We start from the raw sequence: 25,446 nt of genomic DNA on the forward strand, positions 1-25,446 counted from the left end.
GCAGGAGTGATGGACAAATGAGCGGTAACACGCGCGGCGTGCAGGTGATCACGCGACTTCTCGGGGCTGTGACTGCGGCGGTGACCTCGTTTTCGCTGGTAACCCCAGCAATTGCTGGCCCTGAGGCGACGACCGCGCCCGGTTATCCCGCACCCCGGCTGGATTTCACGGCCGAGGAACGCGCGCTGGCCGGCGTCGTCGCCGCCAACCCCGGCGTTGCCCGATTCTATGGCGAAAACGGGCGCCAGATGATCTGGAGCGGTTCGGCCGAGGCAACGGCGCGGCAAGAGGCGCTTTTCGATGCGCTGTCCAAGGCCGGCGCGCATGGGGTGCCGGTCAGCCGTTACGACGTCGCGCGGCTGAAGCGCGCGGTCGCCGAAACCCGGACCTCCGCCGACCGGCTGCGGCTGGAAACGGTGCTGTCGCAGGTCTTCGCCGCCTATGTGCAGGACGTCTCGACCGGGATCCTGAACCCTGGCGCGGTGGACAGCGGCATCAAGCGCGCGGTCCCGCGCAAGAACGTCGCCAATGTGCTCAGCGATTTTGCGGCGGCCCCCGATCCCGGCCAGACGCTGGCGGCACTGGTGCCGACCGATTCGCGCTATCTGGCGCTGGAAGACGCGATGCGCCGCATGACCGATGGCGGCATGCCCGCCGATTTGCCCGAGGTTCCGGCCGGGACATGGCGGATCGGCATGCAAGGGCCCGCTGTGGCGGCGCTGCGGGCGCGGCTGGTGGCGCTTGGTCTGGCGGCGGATGTGCCCGAACCCGATGTCTTCGATCAGGGGCTGGCGCTTGCCGTAATGGCCTATCAGAAAAAGGCCGGACTTCCCGAGGATGGCGTGGCCGGCCCCAAGACCGTCAACCGGCTGAACGGCAAGGCGGGCGCCGGTCCGCATCTGAACGCGATCCTTGTCGCGATGGAACGCATGCGCTGGATGAACGGGCTTGATCTGGGCGAGCGTTATGTCTGGGTGAACCTGACCGAGTACAACGCCCGCATCATCGAGAACGGCCAGGAGGTGTTCAAGACCCGCACCGTCGTCGGCTCGACCGATGATGACCGGCGCACGCCGGAGTTCTCGGACATGATGGAATATGTGGTGGTCAACCCGCGCTGGAACGTGCCGCGCTCGATCACCATCAAGGAATATCTGCCGCGCCTTCAGGCCAACCGGAACGCGGTGTCGCAACTGGATGTGGTCGATTCGCGCGGCCGCGTCATTCCCCGCTCGCAGATCGACTTTGGCCGCTATACGGCCTCGAATTTCCCCTATCGGATGCGCCAGAAGCCAAGCGACGACAATGCGCTGGGGATCGTGAAGTTCATCTTCCCGAACCCGTGGAACATCTATCTGCACGACACGCCGACGAAATCGCTGTTCGGCAACAATGTGCGGGCCTATTCGCATGGCTGCATCCGGGTCGCCGACCCCCGCGATCTGGCGGCGGTCCTGTTGTCCAAGCAGACCCCGAACCCCGAGGCCATGTTCAACAAGGCGCTGGCGACCGGGCGCGAGACCTATCTGCATCTGGAACCCGAGGTGCCGGTGCATCTGGTCTATTTCACCGCCTTCCCGAACGACGCCGGCCAGATCCAGTATTTCAGCGATATTTACGGGCGCGATGCGCGCATTTACGCCGCGTTGCAGGCGGCGGCGAAGCCTTTGCCGGTGATCCGGCAGCTGGATGGGGTGGAAACGGCGGACGCGACCGACTAGATGCTGCCTGTATGTAAGGCAGACGAGACGCGGAATGTCCAAATCGACGCAAGTCACGGTCGGCGACCTTGCCAAGGCGCTGAATGCGCGGGCCGAGGGTGATCTGAACCTGATCATCACCGGCGCGGCGGAACCCGGCAAGGCCGAAGCCGGCCAGATCGCTTTGGCGATGCAGCCGGCCTATGCCGAAAGGCTGGTCGGGTCGCGGGCGGAAGCCGCGATCCTTTCCGAAGATATCGACTGGCGCGCGCTTGGGCTGCGCGCGGTGATCATCGCCCCGCGTCCCCGCCTTGTCATGGCCGGGCTGACCCGCACCTTCGACCCCGGATTGCCGGTCGTGCCCGGCATTCATCCGACCGCGATCATCGACCCTTCGGCCAAGATCGGCCCGGGCCACGCCATCGGACCGTTCACCACCATCGGCCCGGGGGTCGAGGTCGGCGCCGGCGCGCGGATCGGCAGCCATGTCAGCATCGGCGCCGGAACCCGCATCGGCGTCGACGCACTGATCCACCCCGGCGTGCGCATCGCCCATGGCGTTACCATCGGCCAGCGGTTCATCGCGCAATCGGGCGCGGTGATCGGCTCGGACGGGTTTTCCTTTGTCACCGCCGAGAAATCGGGCGTCGAGGAAATCCGCGAGACGCTGGGGGCGCGGGACGGCTCCACCACCGGCCAAAGCTGGATCCGCATCCACTCGCTTGGCGGGGTGGAGATCGCCGATGATGTCGAGATCGGCGCCAACAGCGCCATCGACCGCGGGACCATCCGCGCGACCTCGATCGGCCGGGGCACCAAGCTGGATAACCTTGTCCATATCGGGCACAACGTGACGGTCGGCCGCGATACGCTGCTGTGCGGACAGGTCGGCATCGCGGGATCGGCGCGGATCGGTGACCGGGTGGTGCTGGGCGGGCAATGCGGGGTCAGCGACAATATCTTCGTCGGCGATGACGTCATCGCCGGCGGTGCGACCAAGATTTTCACCAACGCGCCGGCCGGCCGGGTGATCCTTGGCAGTCCGGCGGTTAAGATGGAAACCCATGTCGAGGCCCAAAAGAACATCCGCCGCCTGCCAAGACTTTACGCGCAGGTCGCAAAGCTTCAGGAAGCCGTTACAAAACTGATGGATAAGGCGTGAACGGAGGTTCCCGAATGTCAGACACAATCAAGCAACGCATCATCAACATCATCGCCGAACAGGCGCTGATGGACCCGTCGGATCTGCATGACGACATGACTCCGGCCGAACTGGGCATAGACAGCCTGGGTCTGGTCGAGACGATTTTCGCGATCGAGGAAGAATTCGACATCCAGATCCCGTTCAACGCCAATGAGCCTGAGAAATCGGATTTCGACATCTCGACGCTTGGCACCATCGTCGCGGCGGCCGAAAAGCTGGTGGCGGAAAACGCCGCATGAAGGCGAAGAAGTCCAAGGGCGACAAGGCCGACAAACCACCGAAGCTGAAGAAATCCGGCAAGGTGAAAAAGGCGGCCGCGCTGGCCCGCGCCATGATCGGCAAGGCGATCTATCCCGGCATGCGCGGCAAGCGGCGGGTGGTGATCACCGGCGCCGGGACGATCAACGCGCTTGGCCACGACGTCGCCCAGACCTTCGCCGCCTTCCGCGAGGGGCGCTGCGGCATATCGCAACTGGATTTCTGCGATGTCGGGCGGCTCGCCATCAAGATCGGCGCGCAGGTCCATAACTGGAACCCCGAGAGCTACTTCAACCGCCAGCAGATTTCGCTTTACGACAAGTTCACCCAGTTCACGCTGCTTGCGGCCGCACAGGCGGTCGAGCAGTCGGGGCTGATCTTCGACGGCGATCTGGGCTTGCGCAGCGGGGTCGTCTTGGGCACGGCGGCGGGCGGCGTGAACACCTGGGACGAGAATTATCGCACCGTCTACGAGGAACAGAAGAACCGGGTGCATCCCTTCGTGGTGCCGAAGCTGATGAACAATGCCGCCGCCAGCCATGTCAGCATGGAATACGGGCTGCACGGCCCCAGTTTCAGCGTGGCGACGGCCTGCGCAAGCTCCAACCACGCGATGGGGCTTGCTTATCAGATGATCTCATCCGGCGCCGCGTCGGTCATGCTGACCGGCGGTTCGGAATCGATGCTGTGCTTTGGCGGGGTCAAGGCGTGGGAAGGTCTGCGGGTCATGTCCAAGGATGCCTGCCGGCCGTTTTCAGCCAACCGCAACGGCATGGTGCAGGGCGAAGGCGCGGGCATCTTCGTGTTCGAGGAATATGAGCATGCGCGCCTGCGCGGCGCCGATATTCTGGCCGAGGTCGCGGGATTCGCGATGTCGTCGGACGCGCAGGACATCGTCATGCCCTCGGCGCTTGGGGCCGAGCGGGCTATTCTGGGCGCCATGCTCAGCGCCGGGATGAACCCGGACCAGATCGGCTATATCAACGCCCACGGCACCGGAACCGCCGCCAATGACAAGACCGAATGCGCGGCCGTCGCCCATGCCTTCGGATCCCATGCCGACCGGCTGATGATCTCGTCCACGAAATCCATGCACGGTCATCTGATCGGGGGCACGGGCGCGGTCGAGCTGCTGGCCTGCATCATGGCGCTGCGCGAGGGCGTGATCGCGCCGACCATCGGGTTTGAGGAATACGACCCCGAATGCGCGCTGGACGTGGTGCCGAATACGGCGCGCGAGGCGCGGGTCCACGCGGTGCTGAGCAACGCTTTCGCTTTCGGCGGGCTGAACGCGGTTCTGGCGTTGCGCAAGGTCTGAAACCAACCCGCACGACCACCCGCATGATCGGATGAAAAAGGCCGCCCGGGTGGGGCGGCCTTTCCGGTTTGATGGCTTCGCGCCGCGACGCTTAATTTGCCGGGGCGGGGGCCGGGGCCGGAGGGGTCGCGGGTGTCGCCGGCGCGGCGGGGGTCGCCGGTGCAGCGGTGGCCGGAGCAGAGGCAGCCGGGGCCGGGGTTTCGGCCACGATCTTTTCCAGCGCGGCCCAGCCGGCGGTGAAGCCCTTCAGCGACAGGTTCAGACCGACGGACTGATCCGGCGGCGCGCCATAGGGATGGATCGTGATCAGCGCGCCATTGCCGCGCTTCAGCTCGGCCAGTTGCGGCGCGGTCACGCCCAGACGCGCCACGCAGCCGACCGGCGCGCAGACGCTGAACGGATAGATGCGGGCTTCGCTGCTGTCCACTTTCATCACGATGCCGCGCTGAAGATCGGTCTCCAGCGGGGTGATGATGGTGGCGCCGGCAACAGCCTGATCCATCTTGACCGGCAGAACCGAGAATTCGGCGACGGGGTTGTTGTCGCTGTCTTTCAGAAGCTGGAACAGCTCGCACGGATCATTGCCGTCGGCGGTCTTGACGCAGCGCACCGTCCAGTCGCCCTGGGTTTCCTTGGCATAGGGCTGGCCGACCTGAGGTTCGGCATTCGCGGCGGGCGCGGGCGTCGCACCGGCGGCCGGGGTGCCCGTGGTCGCGGCAGGCGCGTCGGTCGCGGCAGGCGCATCGGTTGCCGCAGGTGCCGCCGGGGCATCGGTCGCGCCGGTGGTGTCGGCGGGTGCAGCGGGTGTGGCCGCAGCGTCGGCCGGGGCGGCGTCGGCAGGAGCGGCGGGGGTGGTGCCGTCCGTTGCTGCTTTCGCGGCGTCGGCGGCGGCATCAGCGGCGGATTTCGCGGCATCCGAGGCTGCGTCGGTCGCATCCTTCACCGCACCGGCGGCGCTGTCGGCGGCCTTGGCGGCTGCATCGGCGGCGTCTTTCGCCGCATCGGAAGCAGCGTCCTGCGCTGCGGCTGCCGGCGGCACCGCGGGGGGCGTTTCCGGCGCGGCGGTCTGTGCAAAAGCACTGAACGCAGGCAATGCCAGCGCCAGGGCGGCGGCAACGATCGCAGTCTGGGTTTTGGGCACCATGGTCACTTATCCTTTGGTCATGTTCTGGGGGCATATCACGGGCGATCGGGAATGTCAGGACCACCAGCGGCGCCGGGATTTCAACTTTGCGTTTGAATCTGCCGCCTGAATCTCCGGCCTGTATCTCCCGCCGTCTCGGCCGGTTAAGGAAAAAGGGCCGGGCAATGACCCGACCCTTTCGACTTCTTCACTCCCCGCCGGACTGGCCGGTCTTTATTGTGGCGAAGCTAATCGCAGATTGTTGAGGCGTCAACCAAAACGAAAAAGGCCGCACCGGATCGGCGCGGCCAGTCGTTCAGTCAGGGAGGAAGCGTTCCGGGCGGCGGAATGACGCCCCGGAACAACTTCACTATGCCAAATGACGGTTAAGAATGTATTGTCACGGCGCGCGCCGGTCCGGCGCAAGACGCAGAATTCAAGGGATAAGGGACGGACATGGCTGTTGTCGATCTGGATGAAGGAACGGTTTTCGTGGGCGGCGGGGGCGAGAATTACGCCGATCCCGAAATTCTGCTGCTGAAATTCGGCAACCGCCACGGGATGATCGCGGGGGCTACGGGGACGGGGAAAACCGTCACCCTTCAAACGCTGGCCGAATCATTCTCGACCGCCGGCGTGCCGGTGTTCATGGCCGACGTGAAGGGCGATCTGGCCGGCATCGCGAAAGCCGGCGATCCCAACGGCAAGCTGAACGACGCCTTTCAGAAGCGGTCGGAAACCATCGGAATGCCGCTTGAGTATCAGAAGTTCCCGGTGACCTTCTGGGACATTTGGGGGCAAAGCGGGCATCCGGTCCGCACCACCCCGGCCGAGATGGGGCCGCTGCTGCTGGCCCGGCTGATGGATCTGACCGAGGCGCAGGAGGGGGTGCTGAACATCGCCTTCCGCGTCGCGGATGAACAGGGGCTGGCGCTTCTGGATCTGAAGGACCTGCAGGCGATGCTGGTCTGGGTCGGGGAAAATGCCAAGGAACTTGGCCTGAAATACGGCAATGTCTCGGCCGCGTCGGTGGGCGCGATTCAGCGCCAGTTGCTGGTCCTTGAAAATGAAGGCGGTCTGAACCTGTTCGGGGAACCGGCGCTGGAATTGTCCGATATCATGCGGCTGGACGCCTCGGGCAAGGGGATGGTGAACATCCTTGCCTCGGACAGGTTGATCAACTCGCCCCGGCTTTACGCGACCTTTCTGCTGTGGCTGATGTCGGAACTGTTCGAGCAATTGCCCGAGGTCGGCGACCCGGACAAACCCAAGGTCGCGTTCTTCTTTGACGAGGCGCATCTGTTGTTCAACGGCGCCCCCGATGCGCTGGTCGCCAAGGTCGAGCAGGTGGCGCGGCTGATCCGGTCGAAAGGTGTCAGCCTGTGGTTTATCACCCAGAACCCGGCCGACGTGCCCGAAAACATTCTCGGCCAGCTTGGTAACCGGGTGCAGCACGCGCTGCGGGCCTTTACCGCCAAGGATCAGAAGGCATTGCGGATGGCGGCCGAAAACTATCGCCCGAACCCGGCCTTTGATATTGCCGATGCCATACGCGATGTCGGCACCGGCGAAGCGGTGACCTCGTTCCTCGAGGCGAAAGGCGTGCCCGGCATCGCCCAACGGACCTTGATTCGGCCGCCGCAATCCCAGCTTGGCCCGATCACCGACGCCGAGCGCGCCGAGATCATGGCGCAATCACCGATGGGTGCGAAATACGACAAGCAGGTCGACCGCGAATCGGCGCAGGAGTTGCTGGCGAAAAAGGCCGAGGCCGCCGCCGCCAGCGCCGAAGAAGCGAAAAAGGATGACAGCCTTTGGGATGTCAAAACCGAATCCTATTCGCGTGCCCGCCGCTATGACCCGCAGCAGGAAATGCCGCGCAGTCGAAACGGGTCAAGCGGCGGCCGGCGGTCCAACAGCGATTCGATCGCCACGACCTTCGGCAAAAGCCTTGCGCGGCAGTTGGGCACCAAATCGGGGCAGGCCCTGATCAGAGGTGTGCTCGGATCGCTGTTTCGGGGCAAATGACCATCGGCGGCATCGCGGTCGCATTCTGCGCATCGCGACGCTCGGCCAGGATCGCCACCAGCAACAGGACGTGGCGGCGCAGGTCGTAATCGGCCGCGCCGTCGCGCCGCGCCTCGTCCATGCGCGCCTCATCGACGATCAGCCGGGGCAGCGCGGCGCCGACCGCCGGCAGATCGTCGCTGCGCAGCACCCGGCGCAGATCGCGGCCACGCTGCCACAGCTCTAACCCGTGCCGCGCGGCGCGGATCAGCGCGCCCGGGCGACGGATGGTTTCGGACTGTCCGACCGGGCGTCCGGTCCTGAATTCTATCACGTTCGAGAGCATCATTTCGGGAATCCTGCTGTTAGACAAATGCAGGTTTATACAACTTTAAGGTGTGTTGCTGATATTGCTGTTGAGGCGCACGCAATAACAACAAATCTTTATAATTTATTAGGGAATAGTGCCGTCAGTGACGGTATCGCGACCCCGATTGCGGCCCCGCGAACAACCTCTAGTAGAAGCGGGGCGCGCTGCGATTGCCCCAGAAAAGGAACTGAAATGACCATGTTGAAAGGCGATTTCTCGGCTGATCCGAGCCTCGGCAGAATCGCAGAGGGCAACCTTAACAATTTCGCCGCCGCGTTAACCGATCGGTGGGGATCGGCGTCGTCGTCGGTCGCCGAGATGACCACCCGGATCACCGCCCAGAACGGGCGCCGAATTGCCGCCGAACCGCCGGAGAAGGTCACTCGGAAGGACGGCTATACCGATGATCTGCCCGAGGATGCGCGGCTTTACGTGCGCCACGTCGAAGGTGGCGAAACGATCCGGGCGATCGCCCGTGAACAGGGCTGCCACGCCTCGACCATCCTGCGCCGCATCCGCCGGTTCGAGGAGCGCCGCGACGAGGATCCGCTTCTGGACCGCGCGGTTTCCGAACTGACCGACAGCACACTGACCACGGCCCGCAGCACCGCCGAGGCCGAAAGCCAGTTGCGCCGGGTGCTGCGGCGTCTTGCCGAGCCGGGGGCGGTGATGGCGGTCGCGGCCAACATGGACCGGGCCATCGTCACCCGCCACGACATGCGCACCGCGATACTGGATCGCAGCATGGCCGAAAATCTTGCGCTTCAGGGGCTGATCGTCATGCAGACGCCGGGCCGGATCGCGCGCTATGTGCTGACCCCGGCCGGGCGCGACCGGCTTCGGGCGATGTTGCGCGGGGGGGCGGGCGTCGCCGCTTATCCCTGCGACCTGACCGATGCCGCGCCGGTCGCACCCGAAGGTCTGCACGAAGCCGCCGCGGCTTTCGTCAATCCGCATGCCGAGGCGCATCGCCAGTACGAACCGCGCACCATTTCGGACCCCGAAACCGGCATCCGGCGCCGGGTTCGCGTCAATATCGCCGAAAGCCCGATGATGCTTATGGCGCGGCGCCGGGAAAAGGACGGCTCGCCGTTTCTGGGGCCTGATCTTGTCGCGGCCGGCGAACGGCTGCGCGAGGATTTCGAACTGGCCCAGATGGGACCACGGATCACCCAGGACTGGGACCGTTTTCTGACCGCCGGCGCGGACCGGGGCGGCTTTGCCCCGTCGCGCCGGATGGGCGGGTCCGAGGCGGCGCGCGACCGCGTGGCGGCGGCGCTGCGCGAATTGGGGCCGGGCATGGGCGACGTCGTGCTGCGCGTCTGCTGCTTTCTGGAAGGGATCGAGGCGACCGAACAGCGGCTTGGCTGGTCGGCGCGCTCGGGCAAGATCGTGCTGCGGCTTGGGCTGATCCGGCTGGAACGGCACTATCGCGAGCAATATGGGAACGGGGCGCGCATGATCGGCTGATGCGCCGGCCTCAGGCGGGAGCGCGCCCCATATTCCGCGCGGTCATCGCGCGAAGGACTAAATCATACAGTCATATGACCATTGCAGCAGGGCCTGCCGCTGACGCGGGCGGCAGGACAGATCATTCTGATCGCAATTCGCCTTGACCTGCGCGGCATGGCGGCGAAATGCACGCCAGCGCCCGATCTGTCTGCGATCCACCTCCGGCAGGCGACGCCCCAGATAATAGCGGCAATACCACTGAAACCAGCCGCGCGGATCCGGCCCGAGGATCCAGCCCTTGCGGCGCCACTCGGACAATGGCTGGCGGCTTTTCACGCCAAAGAAGTTCAGTGCCGGGTCGGGTTTTGCGGCGATCTTCGCCCTTTCATACCAGATTCCGGGAAACTCTCCGCGGCAATCGTTGATATATCTGCCCTCGAAAATCCCCATCTCCAGCATCTGTTCCGGGGTGAAATGCGGCGTGAACGCTGCGTCGTCGATGCGCCCCGCCGGCGCCTCGAGCACATAGCTGTAGCCCTGCTGCATGCGGTCGTTCACGCTGATCGTATCGCCCGGCCTCATGCTTTACCCGCAATGCTGTCATGTCTTGCCTTTCAACGGGTTGGAAAGGTGGCGGTTCCCCGGTAGCCTGCGTTGATTGTCATGGTCAGACCGACTATTTAACGCTGAACGATCCGCAACAGGGTGCCACGCATGGCCGAAATCCCGCCTCCGCAACTGCGCCACCCCGAAAAGGCGCATCGCCCGGACCAGTCACAGCCGAAAAAACCGCATTGGATCCGGGTCAAGGCGCCGACCAGCGAGGGTTACAAGGCGACCCGCGACATCCTGCGCGAGAACAAGCTCTCCACCGTCTGCGAGGAAGCCGGCTGCCCCAATGTCGGCGAATGCTGGAGCCAGGGCCACGCCACCATGATGATCATGGGCGAGATCTGCACCCGCGGCTGTTCCTTCTGCAACGTCATCACCGGCAAGCCGAAGTCGCTGGATCTGTTCGAGCCCGGCCGCGTCGCCCATGCGGTTCAGAAACTGGGGCTGAAACATGTCGTCATCACCTCGGTCGACCGCGACGATCTGGACGATGGCGGCGCCGAGCATTTTGCCCAGACCATCCGCGCCATCCGTCACCGCAGCCCCGATTCAACCATCGAGGTGCTGACCCCGGATTTTCTGAAATGCGGCCCCGAGGCGTTGGAGATCGTCGTCGCGGCGCGGCCGGACGTGTTCAACCACAATCTGGAAACCGTCCCCGGCCTTTACCCGACCGTGCGTCCGGGCGCGCGTTATTTCCACAGTCTGCGGCTGCTTCAGCGCGTGAAGGAGCTTGACCCGACCATGTTCACCAAATCCGGCATCATGGTCGGCCTGGGCGAGGATCGGCAGGGGGTCTTGCAGGTCATGGATGACATGCGCGCGGCGGATGTCGATTTCATGACCATCGGTCAATATCTGCAACCGACCTCGAAACATCACCGCGTCGACCGTTTCGTGACCCCCGACGAGTTCGCGAGCTACGAGAAATCGGCCCGAGGCAAGGGGTTCCTGATGGTCTCCGCGACGCCGCTGACCCGGTCGAGCTATCACGCCGGCGATGATTTCGCGCGCCTGCGCGAGGCGCGGCTTGCGAAGCTAGGACACGCATAGGCGCATGACCGGTCAGGTTACCGGGCAGTTTCCCGGACGGGGGCGGCATCGTGTCGCCCCAATGGCCGCGATCTCGTCCGGGCCGCTTCATCAGCGCGCGTAACGGCAAGCTGCCCCATGCGCTCGGCCAGGGGACCTGCGGCGGTTGCACGCATTTACAGCAAACCCAACGCCGCGCGCGCCGGCCGCGCCCCATGCAACGCAGGCATTGTCCCGGTCCGAAATCTGTCGCGCCGATGGCAGGCAGGCCCTTGTCGCCGGGCGAATTCCTCGCTATCCCGGCGCTGTTGGCCCGAGTGGCGGAATGGTAGACGCAGCGGATTCAAAATCCGCCGACGCAAGTCATGTCGGTTCGAGTCCGACCTCGGGTACCACCGCATAATCTGATTTGGTGGCGCGATCGTCACGCCTAAAAAGCCCCGGATTGTGGTCTGGAGCCGTTTCAAACGCCACGTTCGAGATAATTGCTGCTAACAGGCAGCGCCTCAATTATCTCAACGCAATCAAAGGACTTGCACCAGGAGGTAAGGCCGGTAAGGTCGCGAGCATAGTTAACGAGAGTACGCTATGCTCGCCGATTATCTTTCGCGCCTTGCGACCGAATATGCTTATGAGCGCACTAAGCCGTTCACAAGATCTAGGTTTGGCGATTTTGTAAGGCATGACATCGCTATTGAGGCGAAAAGGCTGATTTCGCTTTGGCCCTTTGATTTGACTGTCAAGGCCAGCGTTGGGAACTCGCGTTGGGCCGCTGTTCCGTGGTTGGCGTTTTTTGACCCGTTGATCACGGACACTGCGACCAAGGGATTTTACGTCGTCTATCTCATCAATACAGACGCGCAAACGATCACGCTTTCAATGATCCAAGGAACCACGGCCATATACCACGACTTTGGGCCAGCTCGCTGGCGCGATGTACTTAAACGCAGGGCACGCGACATGGCCGATCGTGTACCGGAATTTGCACAGCGTTTTTCTGAAGCGCCGATAGATCTCGGCTCGGAAGCTCGCCTTCCAGCCGGCTATGTCGCAGGTCATTCGTTCGGGACAACTTATACACTCGACGTACTTACAAACGAACGGCTTGCTAAGGACTTATATCAAATGCTTCTCGCTTACGAAGCGCTGGTGAACCGCGGTGGAACAACGCCAAGCGAGGTCATGCAAGAAGAAGCGAACGGAAAAGATATCGAGGAAACGCGTCGCTATATTCTTTCGCGACGGATCGAACGTTCACCCAAGGTGCGGAAGGATGTGCTAAAGGCCAAGCCGCCCATTTGCGAATGCTGCGGCCTCGATCCCAAGCGTGATTATGGATTCACCGGCCCCGCTTACGACGCACCACTTGATGTTCATCACGCCGCCCCACTGCGAGGCCTAGCAGAAGGTCAAACGCGCCGTTATCGGGTGCCGGAAGACTTCATGGTTCTGTGCCCGACGTGCCATCGCATGATTCATAAGATTGACGCTCCGTCTGATCTTTCAACGCTGCGGCGAAGGTTGCGTTTTAAGATCGCACGCGAAGTACCCTATTACGGTTCTTAATCCGGATAATTACTAACACCGATCGCCACCAACCAACACAAATCCGATCCTACCGATACCCTGCCGCCTGCAACTCGTACAACTCGCGGTACCGCCCGTCCTGCACCAGCAATTCGTGATGCGTGCCCTGCGCCTCGATCTGACCGTTCGCCATGACCAGAATCCGGTCGGCCATGCGGACCGAGGAGAAACGGTGCGAGATCAGGACCGCAGTCTTGCCTTCCGACAATTCCTTGAACCGCTCGAACACCTCGAATTCGGAACGGGCGTCCAGCGCGGCGGTCGGCTCGTCCAGGATCAGTACCTGCGCGTCGCGCATATAGGCCCGCGCGATGGCGATCTTCTGCCATTCGCCGCCCGACAGTTCGACCCCGTTGGCAAAGCGCTTGCCGATCATCTGGTCGTAGCCGCGCGGCAGCTTGTCGATCACCTTGTCGGCCAAGGCCCGTTCGGCGGCGCGCTCTATACGCGGGTAATCATCGCGCGCACCGATCCGGCCGACCGCGATATTGTCCCCGGCGGTCAGGTTATAGCGCACGAAATCCTGAAAGATGACCCCCATGCTGGCGCGCAGATCGGTAAGATCGTAATCGCACAGATCACGCCCATCCAGCAGAATCCGGCCCTCGTCCGGGTCGTAAAGCCGGGCCAGAAGTTTGACCAGCGTGGTCTTGCCGGCACCGTTTTCCCCGACCAGCGCCAGCGTTTCGCCCGCGTGAAGGGTGAATGACAGATGGCGCACCGCCCAGCGGTTCGAGCCCGGATAGTAAAAACCCACGTCCTGAAACTCGAACCCCACCGTGATCGGGCTCGGCACCGGGATCGCCTCGGGTTTCGTGGTGATTTCGGGGGTGACGTCGAAAAAGGCGAACAGGTCGTCCAGATACAGCGCCTGCGCGGCGGTGGAACTGAAAGATTGCAACAGCCCCTCGAGCAGGCTGCGCAAGCGCCGGAACGAGCCCGCCAGAAAGGTCAGGTCGCCGATGCTGAGCATCCCGGTCAGGGTGTGCCCGATGATCCACGCATAGGCACCGTAATAGCCGATGGTGCCGACGGCGGTGAACACCGCGCCCCACAAGGCGCGGCTTTGGGCGATGCGGCGGTTCGCGGCGTAAAAGCGTTGCGAAAGCGTCAGATAACGGTCCGCCAGAAAATTGTGCAGATCGAAGATCTTGATTTCCTTGGCGGTCTCGGCGCTGGCCGCGACCTGCCGGACATAATCCAGCTCTCGCCGTTCGGGGGTGCGGCGGAAATCGAGCGTATACGAACGCGCGTTGAAATGCGCCTCGCCCAGAAAGGCGGGGATCAGCGCGACAAGCAGCAGGACCACCAGCCACGGGTTATAGATGATCAGCCCGGCGGCGAAGGTGGCGACGGTGATCAGGTCCTGTATCTGTCCCATCAACTGCCCCATCAGGGGCATGCGGCCGCTGGACTGGCGGCGGGCGCGGTCCAGCTTGTCCTGAAAATCGGCGTCCTCGAAATCCTCGAGATCAAGCGTGGCGGCGTGGTCCATCAGCCGCATCGACATGTCGATGGTCAGCTTTTCGGTCAGCAGGCTGTCGACAAGGCTGACCCCGCGCCCCAGCAGATCGGACAGGATGGCAAGGCCGAACTCGGCCGCCACCAAAAGCGCCAGATAGTTCAGAAGCCCCTCGCGCGCCCATCCGGTCAGCGTGGGGGGCACGTCGGAATAGCCGGCCAGCAGAACCACCTCGTCGATGATCAGCTTGCCGATATAAAGCGACAGGACCGGCAGGACCGCCCGCAAAAGCCGCAGGACGATCGTGGCCGCGGTCAGCGCAGGGCTGGCGTGCCAGACCATGACCAGAAACGGCGGGATGTTCTTCATCGCCGCCCATCGCGCCGCGAATGTCTTTGGCGGATCGGGGTCCATGTGCGGCAATCGCGTCCGGACAGCGGGGCCGGCAGGTTCCGCGTCGGCAGGTTTCGCGTCGGCGGGTTTCGCATCGGGGGCGCCCGAAGCGGCAGGGCCGGGCGTCGCAGGGTCTGAGTCGGGCCGATCTGTCATGAAGCGCAATAAGAACCGCGCCGCGCGCTTTCACAAGGCCCCAGCGGCGGGGCGGCGGGGCGGTGGGTTTATTCGACCCGGTACATGTCCTTGGCCAGCCAATGTCCCATCGCGTTTTGCAGCGACACCCCCTTTATGCGGGGTGAAAGCAGGGTCGCGCGGGCATAGTGATAGACCGGGATCAGCGGCATGTCCTGCGACAGGATCAGTTCGGCCTGGCCGTAGTCCGCCGCCGGGTCCGGCGCGGTCCGCGCCGTCTGCATCAGCCGGTCGAAATCGGCGTTGCGATAGCCGCCGGGGTTCGGGCCGTCCGAGGTCATGAAGTTCAGGAATGAGGCGGCATCATTGTAGTCGGCGCACCACGCATAGCGCGCGATCTGGAAATCGCCGGTTCTCAGCCACTCGGCCTGTTGGCGCCAATCGGCATCGTCCAGCGACAGCTTCACCCCCAGCGGCTGCCAGGCGCGCGCTGCGGCCTCGGCGATTTTGCGGTGCAGGGGATCGGTGTTGAAGCGCAGCGTCAGTTCCAGCGGGTTTTCGGGGCCAAAGCCCGCCTCGGTCAGCAGGCCGCGGGCCTGTTCGATGCGCTGCGGCTGGGTCCAGCCGGCATAGTCGACCGGCGGCATCACGACACCCTGAATGGCCCGGTGGGTCCAGCTATAAGCCGGATAAGGGGCGCCTTGCAGGATGTCGCGCGTCACCTCGTCCCGCGGAAAGGTATATGACAGCGCCGCCCGCACGCGGACGTCTTTCAGCGCTTGCGGACCTTTTTCGCCCAGATTGAACAGAAACGCATAGGTGCAGGGCGCGGGAATGCGCTGGACCGATCCCGGCGCGCTGATGGCGGGGGGAAGCGGCTGTCCCAAGGGAACCGGGGCGCGGTCAAGGGTTCCGGCCGCGAACCTGTCCACGGCCTGTTGCGGATTGGCGAGGACCTCGCCCGTAACACGAGCCATGACGACATTCGCCGCATCCCAATAGGCGGGGTTTTTCGTCATCTCGATACCGGTCGCCAGATCATGCGCGCTTAGAACATAGGCGCCGTTCCCGACCAGCGTGCCGGGCCGCGTCCAGCCCGCCCCGGCGGCCTCAATGATTTTGCGCGGAACCGGAAAGGTCACCGGATTGGTCACCATCGTCAGGAAAGACGGCGTGGGCCGGGACAGCGTGACCTGCAAGGTCCGGTCATCGACGGCCGCCACGCCCAGATCGGCGGGGTCGGCATCGCCCTTTTGAACCGCCTCGGCATTGGCAAGGTTCATCAGAAGCACGAAATCGCCATATTCGGCCGCGGTTCCGGGGTCCGCCAGCCGCCGCCATGCATAGACGAAATCATCCGCCGTGACCGGATCGCCGTTCGACCATTTCGCCCCGGGCCGCAGGTGAAAACGATAGGTCAGCCCGTCGCCCGACACATCGACCGAGTCCGCGACGCCCGGGACCGGCGCGCCCGTCGCATCCTCGTTCATCAGCCCCTCGAAAAGCTGGCGGACGGCATCGCCTTCGTCCGGCGTCGAGATCATCTGCGGATCAAGCGTCTTGATCGCGTCGGGCAGCCAATAGCGGTATTCCTGAACGGCGGCCAGCGTTTCACCCGGCTGCGGCTGGACGGCGAAGGCCGGGGCAGGGGGCATCGCCGCCAGAACGAAAACGCCGCAGGAGAAGACACCGCCCGGCAAAACCGTGGCAAAGAAATTCCGTTTGTGCTTGGCCATGCTATCCTCGGGCTGCGCGCGGCCCGGAGCTGGCCGGGCAGCGCGACTTTCACCTGAAACCGGCCGCCTTGCCAAGTGCATACAAATAATACATAACTGCGCCCACGATACCGCCGATGCCGGCGAATGCGCCTTACGTCGCGTCACCTGCCGCAGCGCAGAAAACTATCCGGCTCTGCTTGACCGTATGTGCCGCTTCCTGCAATGACAGCAAAATAAGACCGGCCCGAAAAGAATGGCCGGATGCCCGCATCTGGATGAGGGCATTTTACAACGGGGAGGATAAGTTATGGGCGGACTATTGGCCCTGTCGCGGTTCATTGACCGCATGAACGAGTTTATCGGCAAATCTGTCTCGTGGTTGATCCTGGTCGCGGTGATCGTCAGCGCCGCGAACGCCATCATCCGCAAGACGATGAACACCTCATCCAACGCATGGCTTGAATTGCAATGGTATCTTTACGGTGCGGCGTTCCTGCTGGCGGCGGCCTATACGCTGAAGCAGAATGAACATATCCGGATCGACATCATCTATGGGTTATGGTCGCGCCGCGTGCAGCACTGGATCGACCTGATCGGGCATGTGTTCTTCCTCATGCCCTTCACGCTTCTGATGCTGTGGCTGTTCTATCCTTGGGTCCGCCGGTCCTATATGTCGGGCGAGATGTCAAACAACGCCGGCGGCCTGATCATCTGGCCCGCCAAGGCGCTGCTGATGGCCGGGTTTTTCCTGCTGGCCCTGCAGGGCATATCCGAGATCATCAAGAAGATCGCGGTGATGCGCGGCGTCATTCCCGACCCCAACCCCTTCGTTTCGGCGCATGAGGCGGCCGAGCTCGAAGGCGCCGCCATTCGCGATGCGGTGGTGTCGGACGAATTGCAGATGGTTGAAATGGCGCCCCGCTCGGATGCCGCGGCCCGGACCGAGGTGCGCAAATGATCGAACTTATCGCCCAGAACATGGCGCCGATCATGTTCGTGTCGCTGATCGTGTTCCTGTTGTTCGGCTATCCGGTCGCCTTCGCGCTGGCCGCCTGCGGCCTTTTGTTCTTCTTTGTGGGGGTCGAGCTTGCACCGTTATCCAACGGCACGATCACGCTGAACTGGAATCTGCTCGGCGCGCTTCCGGACCGCTTCTTCGGCGGGGTCATGGCCAATGAGACCTTATTGGCGATTCCATTCTTCACCTTTATGGGGATCGTGCTGGAACGCTCGGGCATGGCCGAGGATCTGCTGGACACGATCGGCCAGCTTTTCGGCCCGATCCGGGGCGGTCTGGCCTATGCGGTGATTTTCGTGGGCGCGCTTCTGGCGGCAACCACCGGCGTCGTCGCGGCATCGGTGATCGCGATGGGCCTGATTTCCCTGCCGATCATGCTGCGTTTTGGTTATGACCGCCGGGTGGCCGCGGGCGCGATCGCCGCCTCGGGGACGCTGGCGCAGATCATCCCGCCGTCGCTGGTGCTGATCGTTCTGGCCGACCAGCTGGGCCGGTCCGTGGGCGACATGTACAAGGGCGCGCTGTTCCCGGGTCTGGTCCTGACCGGGCTTTACGTCGGTTATATCTTCATCGTGAGCATCGTGCGCCCGCAATGGGTGCCGGCCCTGCCGCCCGAGGTCCGCACGCTGGGGCAGGGGGTCACCTCGCTGTTCGTGGCGCTGCTTGTCGGCGCGGGCATTGGTTACGCCGCCTGGGTCTGGCTGGCCCCCACGCATGGCGATAACGCCGACATACTCGCCGCCGGTATCGCGGTCATCCTGCTTTACATCGCGGCGCTTCTTGACCGCACGCTGGGGCTGAACATGATGAGCCGGCTGGCCCAGCAGGTCGTCATCGTGCTGATCCCGCCGCTGGCGCTGATTTTTCTTGTGCTGGGCACGATCTTTCTTGGCATCGCCACCCCGACCGAGGGCGGCGCGATGGGGGCCGTCGGCGCGCTGGTTCTTGCGGCCACCAAGAAACGGCTGTCGTTTGACGTGATCAAGCAGGCACTGGCCTCGACCACGCGGCTGTCGGCCTTTGTCATGTTCATCCTGATCGGCGCGCGGGTCTTTTCGCTGACCTTCTACGGGGTCAACGGCCAGATCTGGGTCGAGCATCTGCTGACCTCGCTGCCGGGCGGCGAATACGGCTTTCTGATCGCGGTGTCGGTGCTGGTGTTCTTCCTCGCCTTCTTCCTCGACTTCTTCGAACTGGCCTTCATCATCGTGCCGTTGCTGGCACCGGCGGCGACGGCGCTTGGCATCGACCTGATCTGGTTCGGCGTCATCCTTGGCGTGAACATGCAGACCAGTTTCATGCATCCGCCGTTCGGTTTCTCGCTGTTCTACCTGCGCTCGGTCGCGCCGAGGGAACGCTATCGGGACCGCGTGACGGGCGAGTGGATGGAGCCGGTGCGCACCGGGCAGATCTATTGGGGCGCGGTGCCCTTCGTGATCATCCAGATCGTGATGATCGCCGTGGTGATGATGTTCCCGGGCCTTGTGATGCATTACAAGGGCGCCCCGGTCGACATGTCCAACGTCAAGATCGAGGTGCCCTCGGGCGGTGGTCTGGGCGGATTTGGCGGGTTCGAGCAACTCGGCGCGCCGAACTTCGGCGGCGGGGCGGCGCCGGGAACGGCCACGCCGGCACCTGCCGATCCGCTGGCCGGTCCGCCTAATTTCGGCGGCGCGCCTGCGACACCGGCACCGGGTGCTGCTGCGCCCGCTGCTCCGGCCGATCCGCTGGCGGGACCGCCCAATTTCGGCGGCGCGCCTGCGACCCCGGCACCGGGTGCCACGGCCCCGGCGGCGCCTGCCGATCCGCTGGCTGGACCGCCGAATTTCGGTGGCGCGCCTGCAACGCCAACCCCGGCCACGCCAGCCCCCACGACACCGGCACCTGCGGCCCCGGCACCTGCCACTCCTGCGGACCCGCTTTCGGGGCCGCCGCCGGGTCTTGGCGGATAGCCCCGCCAACCACCAAGGCCGCCCTTCCGGGCGGCCTTTTTCATCGGCCGGTCGCAGGTGGCGTTAGGCGCGGCGGCCGTCATCAGATTCCGATGCCGCGCCCCCGAGCGTCACGGAACCCGGGGTGCCGGCGCGTGAAGCTCGGTCGCCAGCCAGTCGAGGTATTGCCGGATCGCGACCTCGTCCCGCTTGCAATATGACCACTTCAGATGCTTCGTCACGGTGATGAACCCCGCTTGCGCCAATATGCCCAGATGGCGGCTGGCGGTGGGTTGCGCGATCTGCAAGGCCGACGCGATCAGCGTCATGCAGACCCCGACCCGCTTTGGATCGGCCGACCATTGATCGCCGAAATGCCTGCCCGGCTCGGCCAGCAGTCTCAGGATCGTCAGCCGCTGCGTGCTGGCCAATGCCCTGATTTGAATTGATCTGTCCATGACCGGCATCATATGCTTACTTAGCTAAGTGACAATATAAAGGATCGTGATGCTCGATTTGCCGAACAGCACGCTTGTCGCGGGCAGCAGGGTCCGCTGGGGCAGGATCGGAACCGGGCCGCCTCTTGTCGCGATCCATGGCACGCCGTTTTCGTCGCAGGTCTGGCGCAGGATCGTGCCGCATCTGGCTGACCGCAGGACGGTCTATTATTTCGATCTGGTCGGTTACGGCCTGTCCGAAATGCGCGAGGGGCAGGATGTCTCGCTTGGCATCCAGAACCGGGTTCTGGCCGCGCTGATCGCGGAATGGGGCCTGAGCCGTCCCGATGTGCTGGCGCATGACTTCGGCGGCGCGACGGCGCTGCGCAGCTATTACCTCGACGGGCTGCGCTATGCCTCGCTGACGATTTTCGACGCGGTGGCACTGGCGCCGTGGGGCTCGCCCTTTGTCCAGCACGTCCGCGCGCATGAAACCGCCTTTGCGGGCATGCCGGATTATATGCATCAGGCGCTGCTGCGCGCCTATTTGCAGACAGCCGCGCACAACCCGCTGTCCGAAGAAGCCATGGGCGTCTATTGCGCGCCATGGCTCGGCCCCGTCGGTCAGGCCGCATTCTACCGGCAGATCGCCCAGATGGATCAGCGGTTCACCGATGAGGTGGAACCGTTATACGGCCGGCTCGATTGCCCGGTGAGCGTGCTATGGGGCGAAAACGACGCGTGGATTCCCGTCGCCAAGGGGCGGGCGCTTGCGGCGCTGCTGTCCGGGGACGCGCTTCAGCCGGTCGCGAACGCCGGACATCTGGTGCAGGAGGACGCGCCGGAAGCCATCGTCGCCGCCGTGCTGCGCCGGATCGACCACAAGCATCGGGCCGCGCCGCCGGCATGACCGGCCACCGGGGGCTTTCATTCCCGGCGCCCGCCCACCGCATGGCGGATGAAAAAACCCGCGCCGGTTTCCCGACGCGGGCCCATTTCTGCGGCGATCGCGATCAGCCGGCGGTGTTCAGCTTGCCGTTGCGCTGCTGCACCATCATGAAGGTGTCATAGGAATATTCCGCCACCTGCATGTTCAGATAGTAATCGTTGCGGAACGCGGTGATCGCTTCCCAGATTTTCTTGAACGGCGCGTTGGAGGCGACCATCTCGGCATAGACCTCGTTCGCCGCGTCATAGCAGGCCGAAAGGATCTCGGGCGAGAAGGGACGCAGTTGCGCGCCCTCGGCCACCAGCTGCTTCAGCGCCGTCGGGTTCAGATAGTCGTACATCTGAAGCATGTTGGCGTCGGTCGCCTGCGCGGCGGTGTGCAGCAGCGCCTTGTAGTTGGCCGGCAGCGCCTCGTATTTTTCCTTGTTGAAGAAGAAGTGGACCGTCGGGCCACCTTCCCACCAGCCGGGATAATAGTAATAGGGCGCGACCTTGGCGAAGCCCAGCTTCTGGTCGTCATAGGGACCGACCCACTCGGCCGCGTCGATGGTGCCTTTTTCCAGCGACGGATAGATGTCGCCGCCGGCGATCTGCTGGGGCACGACGCCCAGCTTTTCCAACACCCGGCCGGCAAAGCCGCCGACCCGCATCTTCAGCCCCTTGAGATCCTCGACGGTGTTGATTTCCTTGCGGAACCAGCCGCCCATCTGCACGCCGGTATTGCCGCCCGGCAGGCCATAGATGTTATAGCCGGCAAGGAATTCGTTGAACAGGTCGATGCCGCCGCCGTGGTACATGAAGGCGTTCTGGCCGCGCGCGTTCAGCGCGAAAGGCACGGCCGCGCCCAGCGCGAAGGCCGGATCCTTGCCCCAGCTGTAATAGGCGACGGTGTGGCAGGCCTCGACGGTGCCGTCGGTCACCGCGTCCTGCGCCTGCAGGCCGGGCACGATCTCGCCCGCCGCAAAGACCTGAATCTTGAACTTGCCGTCGGTCGCCTCGCTCATCGCTTTCGCCAGAACTTCGCCGCCGCCATAAATGGTATCAAGCGATTTCGGGAAGGCCGATGCCAGGCGCCAGGTGATCTGGGGCTGTTCCTGCGCGATCGCGGGCGCGGCCAGGGCGGACGCGGCGGTCGCGGCCGCGCCGCCGATGCCGGCCCGCGTCAGAAAGGCGCGACGGTCATAGGTTTTCTTGTCGGTCATATAGTTCCTCCACAGATTCCCGGCAGCGATACATCGTCGCGCGCCGGCATTGGTGGCGGCATGTTGCACGGCGGAAACCACCCTGTCGAGGGCCTCGCACCAATTGCATGCGGAAAAGGCAAATGGCGGATCGCGCTGCATTTTGCGGTGACCGGGAACGGCAGAAAGGGCTTTTCCTTTCGGCGCCCATGTGGAATCCATCGGACGGACAGACGGGCACAAGACCGCGCCGACGGGGAAGGAATCGCATGGCTGCAAAGCAAGGCGGGGCTGGAAAGCAAAGCTGGCGCCGGTCAGAGGCAGCGCAGGGTCTGACGATGATCGCCCCGCCGCTGGGCTATGCCCTGCTGGTGCTTGCGGCACCCCTGGCGACGATTCTGGCCTATTCCTTCTTTCGCGACGGCTATCTGGTGGTCGAGCCGGCATTCACGCTTGAAAACTACAAGATCGTCTGGACCGATCCGATCTATCGCTCGGTCATGCTGCGGTCGCTGATCGTGTCGGGGCTGGTGACGCTGGTCACCGTGCTGCTGGCCTTTCCGGTCGCCTATTACGTCAGCTTTTACGTGCGCCCCGACCGAAAGGCGCTGTGGCTGTTCCTGATCACCATCCCGTTCTGGACCAGCTATCTGATCCGGGTGTTCCTGTGGAAGGTGATCCTTGGCTATAACGGGGTCATCAACTCGGGGCTGAAGGCGCTGGGGATCATCGACCAGCCGCTGACCTTCATCCTCTACAACGTGAACTCGATCGTGCTGACGCTGGCGCATGCCTATGCGCCCTTCGCGATCCTGCCGATCTTCGTGGCGCTGGAAAAGATCGACCGCGCGCTGCTCGAGGCGGGGCGCGATCTGGGCGAATCGCGAGCCATGACCTTCTGGCGGGTGACCCTGCCGCTGGCCATGCCCGGGGTGATCGCGGCGACGCTGATCGTGTTCATCCCGACCCTTGGCGATTATGTGACGCCGCAGCTTATCGGCGGCGGCAAGATCCCGATGATCGCCAACATGATCCAAAGCCAGATGCTGGATCAGGACAACCGGCCGCTGGGCTCGGCGCTGGCGGTCACGGCCATGCTGATCGTGGCGGTGGTCAGCGCGGTCTTTCTGTTCCTGAACCGGCGTTTCCTGAAGGTGCGACAATGACGGGCGCAGAGGCGGCAGGCCCGCGCGTCGGGATTGGCGCGATCGTCTGGGGGGTGCGGGATATGAACCGCGCGATTGCCTTCTGGTCGGCGGCCCTTGGTTACGAACTGCGTCGGGCGCCCGATGATGATTTTGCAATCCTCGTGCCGGCGAACGGCGCCGCGGGAACGCAACTGTCGCTGAAGCTGACCAGCTCGGCCGCGCCGAGACGGCACCACATGGATCTGTTCACCACCGATCAGGCCAGCGAGGTCGCGCGGTTGATCGCCCTTGGCGCCCGGCGGGTGGCGTGGCGCTATGAGCCGGATGCGGATTATGTGGTCCTTGCCGACCCGGAGGGCAACAGCTTCTGTGTCGTCAATGTGGAGGAAGCGGCATGAAGGGCGGTGGCCTGCGCATCTACGCGCTTCTGTATCTGCTGTTTCTGTATGCGCCGATCCTGCTTCTGCCGCTGTTCGCCTTCAATTCGGGCACCATCGTCGCCTTTCCGCTGAAAGGCTTCACGACCCAGTGGTTCAGCGACATGTACGGAACCGCCGCCCTGCGGCAGGCGCTGGCGAATTCGCTGATCATCGCGGTGTCCGCGGCCATCCTTGCGACCTGTCTGGGCATTTTCGCCGCCCGGGCCTCGACGCGGTATAAATTCCCGTTCAAGGGCGGGATCATGGGGCTGATCATGCTGCCGCTGGTCCTGCCCGAGATCATCGTCTCGGTCTCGCTTCTGGTGGTGCTGCTGGGCATCGGCATTCCGCTGTCGATATTTACCGTGATCCTTGGCCATGTGCTGATCTGCATGCCCTATGCCATCGCGATCCTGTCGACCGCCTTCAACAGCCTTGATAAATCGCTGGAGGAAGCCGCCTATGATCTGGGCGAGACCCGGGCCAGCGCCTTCCGGCTGGTGATCCTGCCACTGGTCATGCCGGGGATCATCTCGTCCCTGCTGATGAGCTTCACCATAAGCCTTGACGAATTCATCATCGCCTTCTTCCTGTCCGGGAACCAGCCGACGCTGCCGACCTATATCTTCTCGCAGCTTCGCTTCCCGAAGCAGATCCCGATGATCCTTGCGCTGGGGACGGTGCTTGTGGCGCTGTCGATCGTGCTTCTGACCATCGCCGAATATTTCCGCCGCCGCGGCAACGCCCGCACCGGCGCCAAATCGACCGGAGGCCTCGTGTGAGCGATACCCGAACCGTGCCGCGCGAGGCCGCCAAGCCCCTGATCGAATTCCGTGACGTGCATAAATACTATGGCGACTATCACGCCCTGCGCGGCATCACCGCCACCATTCGCGAGGGCGAGTTCTTCTCGCTTCTCGGGCCGTCAGGCTGCGGCAAGACCACGCTGCTGCGTACCATCGCGGGGTTCGAGGACATATCCTCGGGCGTGGTGCTGATCGACGGCAAGGACATGGCTCATGTCCCCGCCAACGTCCGCCCGACCAACATGGTCTTTCAAAGCTATGCCATCTTTCCGCATCTGACCGTGGCCGAGAACGTCGGCTTCGGCCTGCGCCGCGATCCGCGCTCCAGGGCCGAAAAGGCGCAGGCCGTGGCCGATGCGCTGAAGATGGTGGGGCTGGAGGGTTACGGCAACCGCGCCGCGCATGCCCTGTCCGGCGGCCAGCGGCAGCGGGTGGCGCTGGCCCGCGCCCTGATCCTGAAGCCCAAGGTGCTGCTTCTGGACGAACCCTTGTCGGCGCTGGACCGCAAGATGCGCGAACAGATGCAGGTCGAGCTGATCAAGCTGCAACGGCAGGTCGGCATCACCTTCGTTCTGGTCACCCACGACCAGGAGGAGGCGCTGGTCATGTCGGACCGGATCGCGGTGATGTTCGAGGGCCAGATCGCCCAGCTTGACGAACCCGAAACGCTGTATGCGCGGCCGAACAGCCGCCGGGTGGCGAATTTCATCGGGGTGATGAACTTCTTGCCCGCGCGCGTCCTTGCCGAGACCGCCGCCGGCGTCGAAATCGAGGCGCCGGGGCTTGGCCGGGTCGAAATTCCCATGACCAACGTCAGCCGCGTCGACGCGGGCGATTCCGGCCCCTCGGTCGGTTTCCGCCCCGAGGCGGTCTCGATCGGAACGCCCGAGGTGACCGGCACCCAGACCCGGGTGACCGAGGGCGTGATCGACGAGGTCGTCTATTACGGCGACATGACCTATTACGATGTGCGGCTGGACGGCTCGGACGCCTTCGGGCAAGAGGTCCGCCCGGTCCGTATCGCCATGCGCAACGTCTTTGGCCGCGATGTGCTTGGCGTCGGCACCCGGACCAAGGTCACATGGTCGCCGGGGTCGCTGGTCCTGTTTCGTTGATCGGCCGGTTCGCGCGTAAGCCGGAACCGACAGGTGGCAATATTTCGCCGCCGCGGACCTTTGCGCTGTTTC

At 64.0% G+C, this 25,446-nt stretch carries 22 protein-coding genes and 1 tRNA gene; 16 read left to right on the plus strand and 7 right to left on the minus strand.

The window, feature by feature from the left end; all coding sequences use genetic code 11:
• The first annotated feature begins 17 nt into the window (after positions 1-17).
• The 4 genes from ACFSCT_RS11980 to ACFSCT_RS11995 all read left to right on the plus strand — a co-directional run bounded on the left by ACFSCT_RS11980 (position 18) and on the right by ACFSCT_RS11995 (position 4,480).
• Positions 18-1,721, plus strand: a complete 1,704-nt coding sequence (locus tag ACFSCT_RS11980) for a L,D-transpeptidase family protein (RefSeq protein WP_379143053.1) — start codon at positions 18-20, stop codon at positions 1,719-1,721.
• A 34-nt stretch (positions 1,722-1,755) separates the two neighbouring features.
• Positions 1,756-2,862 (plus strand): UDP-3-O-(3-hydroxymyristoyl)glucosamine N-acyltransferase, encoded by a 1,107-nt coding sequence (locus ACFSCT_RS11985; RefSeq protein ID WP_379143055.1) that lies wholly within the window; start codon positions 1,756-1,758, stop codon positions 2,860-2,862.
• Between the two features lie 14 nt (positions 2,863-2,876).
• On the plus strand, positions 2,877-3,143 hold the full coding sequence (locus ACFSCT_RS11990; protein ID WP_379143057.1) for an acyl carrier protein: 267 nt from the start codon (positions 2,877-2,879) through the stop codon (positions 3,141-3,143).
• 119 nt (positions 3,144-3,262) lie between these two features.
• Positions 3,263-4,480: a beta-ketoacyl-[acyl-carrier-protein] synthase family protein gene (locus ACFSCT_RS11995; RefSeq protein ID WP_379143150.1), complete on the plus strand. Its 1,218-nt coding sequence runs from the start codon at positions 3,263-3,265 to the stop codon at positions 4,478-4,480.
• A 91-nt stretch (positions 4,481-4,571) separates the two neighbouring features.
• On the opposite strand, the gene ACFSCT_RS12000 is transcribed toward ACFSCT_RS11995, so the two are convergent.
• Positions 4,572-5,624 carry an invasion associated locus B family protein gene (locus ACFSCT_RS12000; RefSeq protein WP_379143059.1) on the minus strand — a complete coding sequence of 351 codons (1,053 nt, stop codon included), beginning with the start codon at positions 5,622-5,624 and terminating at the stop codon, positions 4,572-4,574.
• Between the two features lie 435 nt (positions 5,625-6,059).
• Between ACFSCT_RS12000 and ACFSCT_RS12005 the strand changes: the two genes are divergently transcribed.
• Positions 6,060-7,631, plus strand: a complete 1,572-nt coding sequence (locus ACFSCT_RS12005; RefSeq protein ID WP_379143060.1) for a helicase HerA-like domain-containing protein — start codon at positions 6,060-6,062, stop codon at positions 7,629-7,631.
• Here ACFSCT_RS12005 and ACFSCT_RS12010 read toward each other — a convergent pair.
• Positions 7,594-7,959, minus strand: coding sequence for a DUF6477 family protein (locus tag ACFSCT_RS12010; protein ID WP_379143062.1), 366 nt, complete (start codon positions 7,957-7,959; stop codon positions 7,594-7,596). The genes ACFSCT_RS12005 and ACFSCT_RS12010 overlap by 38 nt on opposite strands.
• A 213-nt stretch (positions 7,960-8,172) precedes the next feature.
• Here ACFSCT_RS12010 and ACFSCT_RS12015 point away from each other — a divergent pair, with 213 nt between their 5' ends.
• Complete coding sequence (locus ACFSCT_RS12015; RefSeq protein WP_379143064.1) at positions 8,173-9,450, plus strand: DUF6456 domain-containing protein; 1,278 nt, start codon at positions 8,173-8,175, stop codon at positions 9,448-9,450.
• A 57-nt stretch (positions 9,451-9,507) separates the two neighbouring features.
• Here ACFSCT_RS12015 and ACFSCT_RS12020 read toward each other — a convergent pair whose 3' ends face one another.
• Complete coding sequence (locus tag ACFSCT_RS12020; protein WP_379143066.1) at positions 9,508-10,014, minus strand: hypothetical protein; 507 nt, start codon at positions 10,012-10,014, stop codon at positions 9,508-9,510.
• A gap of 132 nt (positions 10,015-10,146) precedes the next feature.
• Here ACFSCT_RS12020 and lipA point away from each other — a divergent pair, with 132 nt between their 5' ends.
• The 3 genes from lipA (at position 10,147) to ACFSCT_RS12035 (ending at position 12,642) form a co-directional block, all read left to right on the plus strand.
• Positions 10,147-11,097, plus strand: coding sequence for a lipoyl synthase (gene lipA, locus ACFSCT_RS12025; protein WP_379143067.1), 951 nt, complete (start codon positions 10,147-10,149; stop codon positions 11,095-11,097).
• A 290-nt stretch (positions 11,098-11,387) separates the two neighbouring features.
• A tRNA-Leu gene (locus ACFSCT_RS12030) sits at positions 11,388-11,471 on the plus strand.
• A 193-nt stretch (positions 11,472-11,664) separates the two neighbouring features.
• Entirely contained in the window at positions 11,665-12,642 is a 978-nt protein-coding gene (locus ACFSCT_RS12035; protein ID WP_379143068.1) for an MrcB family domain-containing protein, read from the plus strand.
• A gap of 49 nt (positions 12,643-12,691) precedes the next feature.
• Here the strand turns inward: ACFSCT_RS12035 and ACFSCT_RS12040 are convergent, their stop codons facing one another.
• Together ACFSCT_RS12040 and ACFSCT_RS12045 are read right to left on the minus strand one after the other, a co-directional pair.
• On the minus strand, positions 12,692-14,539 hold the full coding sequence (locus tag ACFSCT_RS12040; RefSeq protein ID WP_379143070.1) for an ABC transporter ATP-binding protein: 1,848 nt from the start codon (positions 14,537-14,539) through the stop codon (positions 12,692-12,694).
• A 203-nt stretch (positions 14,540-14,742) separates the two neighbouring features.
• A complete protein-coding gene (locus ACFSCT_RS12045) occupies positions 14,743-16,389 on the minus strand; it encodes a peptide ABC transporter substrate-binding protein (protein WP_379143072.1) in 1,647 nt (548 codons plus the stop codon).
• Positions 16,390-16,678: 289 nt separating this feature from the next.
• Here ACFSCT_RS12045 and ACFSCT_RS12050 point away from each other — a divergent pair, with 289 nt between their 5' ends.
• The gene (locus ACFSCT_RS12050; protein WP_379143073.1) at positions 16,679-17,329 is read left to right on the plus strand and encodes a TRAP transporter small permease subunit; all 651 of its coding nucleotides are present in this window, start codon (positions 16,679-16,681) and stop codon (positions 17,327-17,329) included.
• Entirely contained in the window at positions 17,326-19,341 is a 2,016-nt protein-coding gene (locus ACFSCT_RS12055) for a TRAP transporter large permease (protein WP_379143075.1), read from the plus strand. The genes ACFSCT_RS12050 and ACFSCT_RS12055 overlap by 4 nt, the downstream gene beginning before the upstream one ends.
• Before the next feature lie 110 nt (positions 19,342-19,451).
• On the opposite strand, the gene ACFSCT_RS12060 is transcribed toward ACFSCT_RS12055, so the two are convergent.
• The gene (locus ACFSCT_RS12060; RefSeq protein WP_379143077.1) at positions 19,452-19,778 is read right to left on the minus strand and encodes an ArsR/SmtB family transcription factor; all 327 of its coding nucleotides are present in this window, start codon (positions 19,776-19,778) and stop codon (positions 19,452-19,454) included.
• A 49-nt stretch (positions 19,779-19,827) separates the two neighbouring features.
• On the opposite strand from ACFSCT_RS12060, the gene ACFSCT_RS12065 reads away from it, so the two are divergent.
• The gene (locus tag ACFSCT_RS12065; RefSeq protein ID WP_379143079.1) at positions 19,828-20,667 is read left to right on the plus strand and encodes an alpha/beta fold hydrolase; all 840 of its coding nucleotides are present in this window, start codon (positions 19,828-19,830) and stop codon (positions 20,665-20,667) included.
• 103 nt (positions 20,668-20,770) lie between these two features.
• On the opposite strand, the gene ACFSCT_RS12070 is transcribed toward ACFSCT_RS12065, so the two are convergent.
• Entirely contained in the window at positions 20,771-21,907 is a 1,137-nt protein-coding gene (locus ACFSCT_RS12070; RefSeq protein ID WP_379143080.1) for a TRAP transporter substrate-binding protein, read from the minus strand.
• Between the two features lie 248 nt (positions 21,908-22,155).
• On the opposite strand from ACFSCT_RS12070, the gene ACFSCT_RS12075 reads away from it, so the two are divergent.
• The 4 genes from ACFSCT_RS12075 to ACFSCT_RS12090 are packed head-to-tail and all read left to right on the plus strand — an operon-like array spanning position 22,156 to position 25,374.
• Complete coding sequence (locus tag ACFSCT_RS12075; RefSeq protein WP_379143082.1) at positions 22,156-23,052, plus strand: ABC transporter permease; 897 nt, start codon at positions 22,156-22,158, stop codon at positions 23,050-23,052.
• The gene (locus ACFSCT_RS12080; RefSeq protein ID WP_379143084.1) at positions 23,049-23,432 is read left to right on the plus strand and encodes a VOC family protein; all 384 of its coding nucleotides are present in this window, start codon (positions 23,049-23,051) and stop codon (positions 23,430-23,432) included. The genes ACFSCT_RS12075 and ACFSCT_RS12080 overlap by 4 nt, the downstream gene beginning before the upstream one ends.
• The gene (locus tag ACFSCT_RS12085) at positions 23,429-24,235 is read left to right on the plus strand and encodes an ABC transporter permease (RefSeq protein WP_379143086.1); all 807 of its coding nucleotides are present in this window, start codon (positions 23,429-23,431) and stop codon (positions 24,233-24,235) included. Before ACFSCT_RS12080 ends, ACFSCT_RS12085 begins: the two co-directional genes overlap by 4 nt.
• A complete protein-coding gene (locus ACFSCT_RS12090) occupies positions 24,232-25,374 on the plus strand; it encodes an ABC transporter ATP-binding protein (protein ID WP_379143088.1) in 1,143 nt (380 codons plus the stop codon). The genes ACFSCT_RS12085 and ACFSCT_RS12090 overlap by 4 nt, the downstream gene beginning before the upstream one ends.
• Positions 25,375-25,446: the final 72 nt, after the last annotated feature.

This window comes from Paracoccus pacificus (assembly GCF_042680785.1).
GTDB lineage: Bacteria > Pseudomonadota > Alphaproteobacteria > Rhodobacterales > Rhodobacteraceae > Paracoccus > Paracoccus pacificus.

What these genes read in the sequence shown, in the direction of transcription:
- ACFSCT_RS11980 (WP_379143053.1), top strand. Translation starts at nt 18, where the DNA reads ATGAGCGGTAACACGCGCGGCGTGCAGGTGATCACGCGACTTCTCGGG.
- ACFSCT_RS11985 (WP_379143055.1), top strand. Translation starts at nt 1,756, where the DNA reads ATGTCCAAATCGACGCAAGTCACGGTCGGCGACCTTGCCAAGGCGCTG.
- ACFSCT_RS11990 (WP_379143057.1), top strand. Translation starts at nt 2,877, where the DNA reads ATGTCAGACACAATCAAGCAACGCATCATCAACATCATCGCCGAACAG.
- ACFSCT_RS11995 (WP_379143150.1), top strand. Translation starts at nt 3,263, where the DNA reads ATGCGCGGCAAGCGGCGGGTGGTGATCACCGGCGCCGGGACGATCAAC.
- ACFSCT_RS12000 (WP_379143059.1), bottom strand. Translation starts at nt 5,624, where the DNA reads ATGGTGCCCAAAACCCAGACTGCGATCGTTGCCGCCGCCCTGGCGCTG.
- ACFSCT_RS12005 (WP_379143060.1), top strand. Translation starts at nt 6,060, where the DNA reads ATGGCTGTTGTCGATCTGGATGAAGGAACGGTTTTCGTGGGCGGCGGG.
- ACFSCT_RS12010 (WP_379143062.1), bottom strand. Translation starts at nt 7,959, where the DNA reads ATGATGCTCTCGAACGTGATAGAATTCAGGACCGGACGCCCGGTCGGA.
- ACFSCT_RS12015 (WP_379143064.1), top strand. Translation starts at nt 8,173, where the DNA reads ATGACCATGTTGAAAGGCGATTTCTCGGCTGATCCGAGCCTCGGCAGA.
- ACFSCT_RS12020 (WP_379143066.1), bottom strand. Translation starts at nt 10,014, where the DNA reads ATGAGGCCGGGCGATACGATCAGCGTGAACGACCGCATGCAGCAGGGC.
- lipA (WP_379143067.1), top strand. Translation starts at nt 10,147, where the DNA reads ATGGCCGAAATCCCGCCTCCGCAACTGCGCCACCCCGAAAAGGCGCAT.
- ACFSCT_RS12035 (WP_379143068.1), top strand. Translation starts at nt 11,665, where the DNA reads ATGCTCGCCGATTATCTTTCGCGCCTTGCGACCGAATATGCTTATGAG.
- ACFSCT_RS12040 (WP_379143070.1), bottom strand. Translation starts at nt 14,539, where the DNA reads ATGGACCCCGATCCGCCAAAGACATTCGCGGCGCGATGGGCGGCGATG.
- ACFSCT_RS12045 (WP_379143072.1), bottom strand. Translation starts at nt 16,389, where the DNA reads ATGGCCAAGCACAAACGGAATTTCTTTGCCACGGTTTTGCCGGGCGGT.
- ACFSCT_RS12050 (WP_379143073.1), top strand. Translation starts at nt 16,679, where the DNA reads ATGGGCGGACTATTGGCCCTGTCGCGGTTCATTGACCGCATGAACGAG.
- ACFSCT_RS12055 (WP_379143075.1), top strand. Translation starts at nt 17,326, where the DNA reads ATGATCGAACTTATCGCCCAGAACATGGCGCCGATCATGTTCGTGTCG.
- ACFSCT_RS12060 (WP_379143077.1), bottom strand. Translation starts at nt 19,778, where the DNA reads ATGGACAGATCAATTCAAATCAGGGCATTGGCCAGCACGCAGCGGCTG.
- ACFSCT_RS12065 (WP_379143079.1), top strand. Translation starts at nt 19,828, where the DNA reads ATGCTCGATTTGCCGAACAGCACGCTTGTCGCGGGCAGCAGGGTCCGC.
- ACFSCT_RS12070 (WP_379143080.1), bottom strand. Translation starts at nt 21,907, where the DNA reads ATGACCGACAAGAAAACCTATGACCGTCGCGCCTTTCTGACGCGGGCC.
- ACFSCT_RS12075 (WP_379143082.1), top strand. Translation starts at nt 22,156, where the DNA reads ATGGCTGCAAAGCAAGGCGGGGCTGGAAAGCAAAGCTGGCGCCGGTCA.
- ACFSCT_RS12080 (WP_379143084.1), top strand. Translation starts at nt 23,049, where the DNA reads ATGACGGGCGCAGAGGCGGCAGGCCCGCGCGTCGGGATTGGCGCGATC.
- ACFSCT_RS12085 (WP_379143086.1), top strand. Translation starts at nt 23,429, where the DNA reads ATGAAGGGCGGTGGCCTGCGCATCTACGCGCTTCTGTATCTGCTGTTT.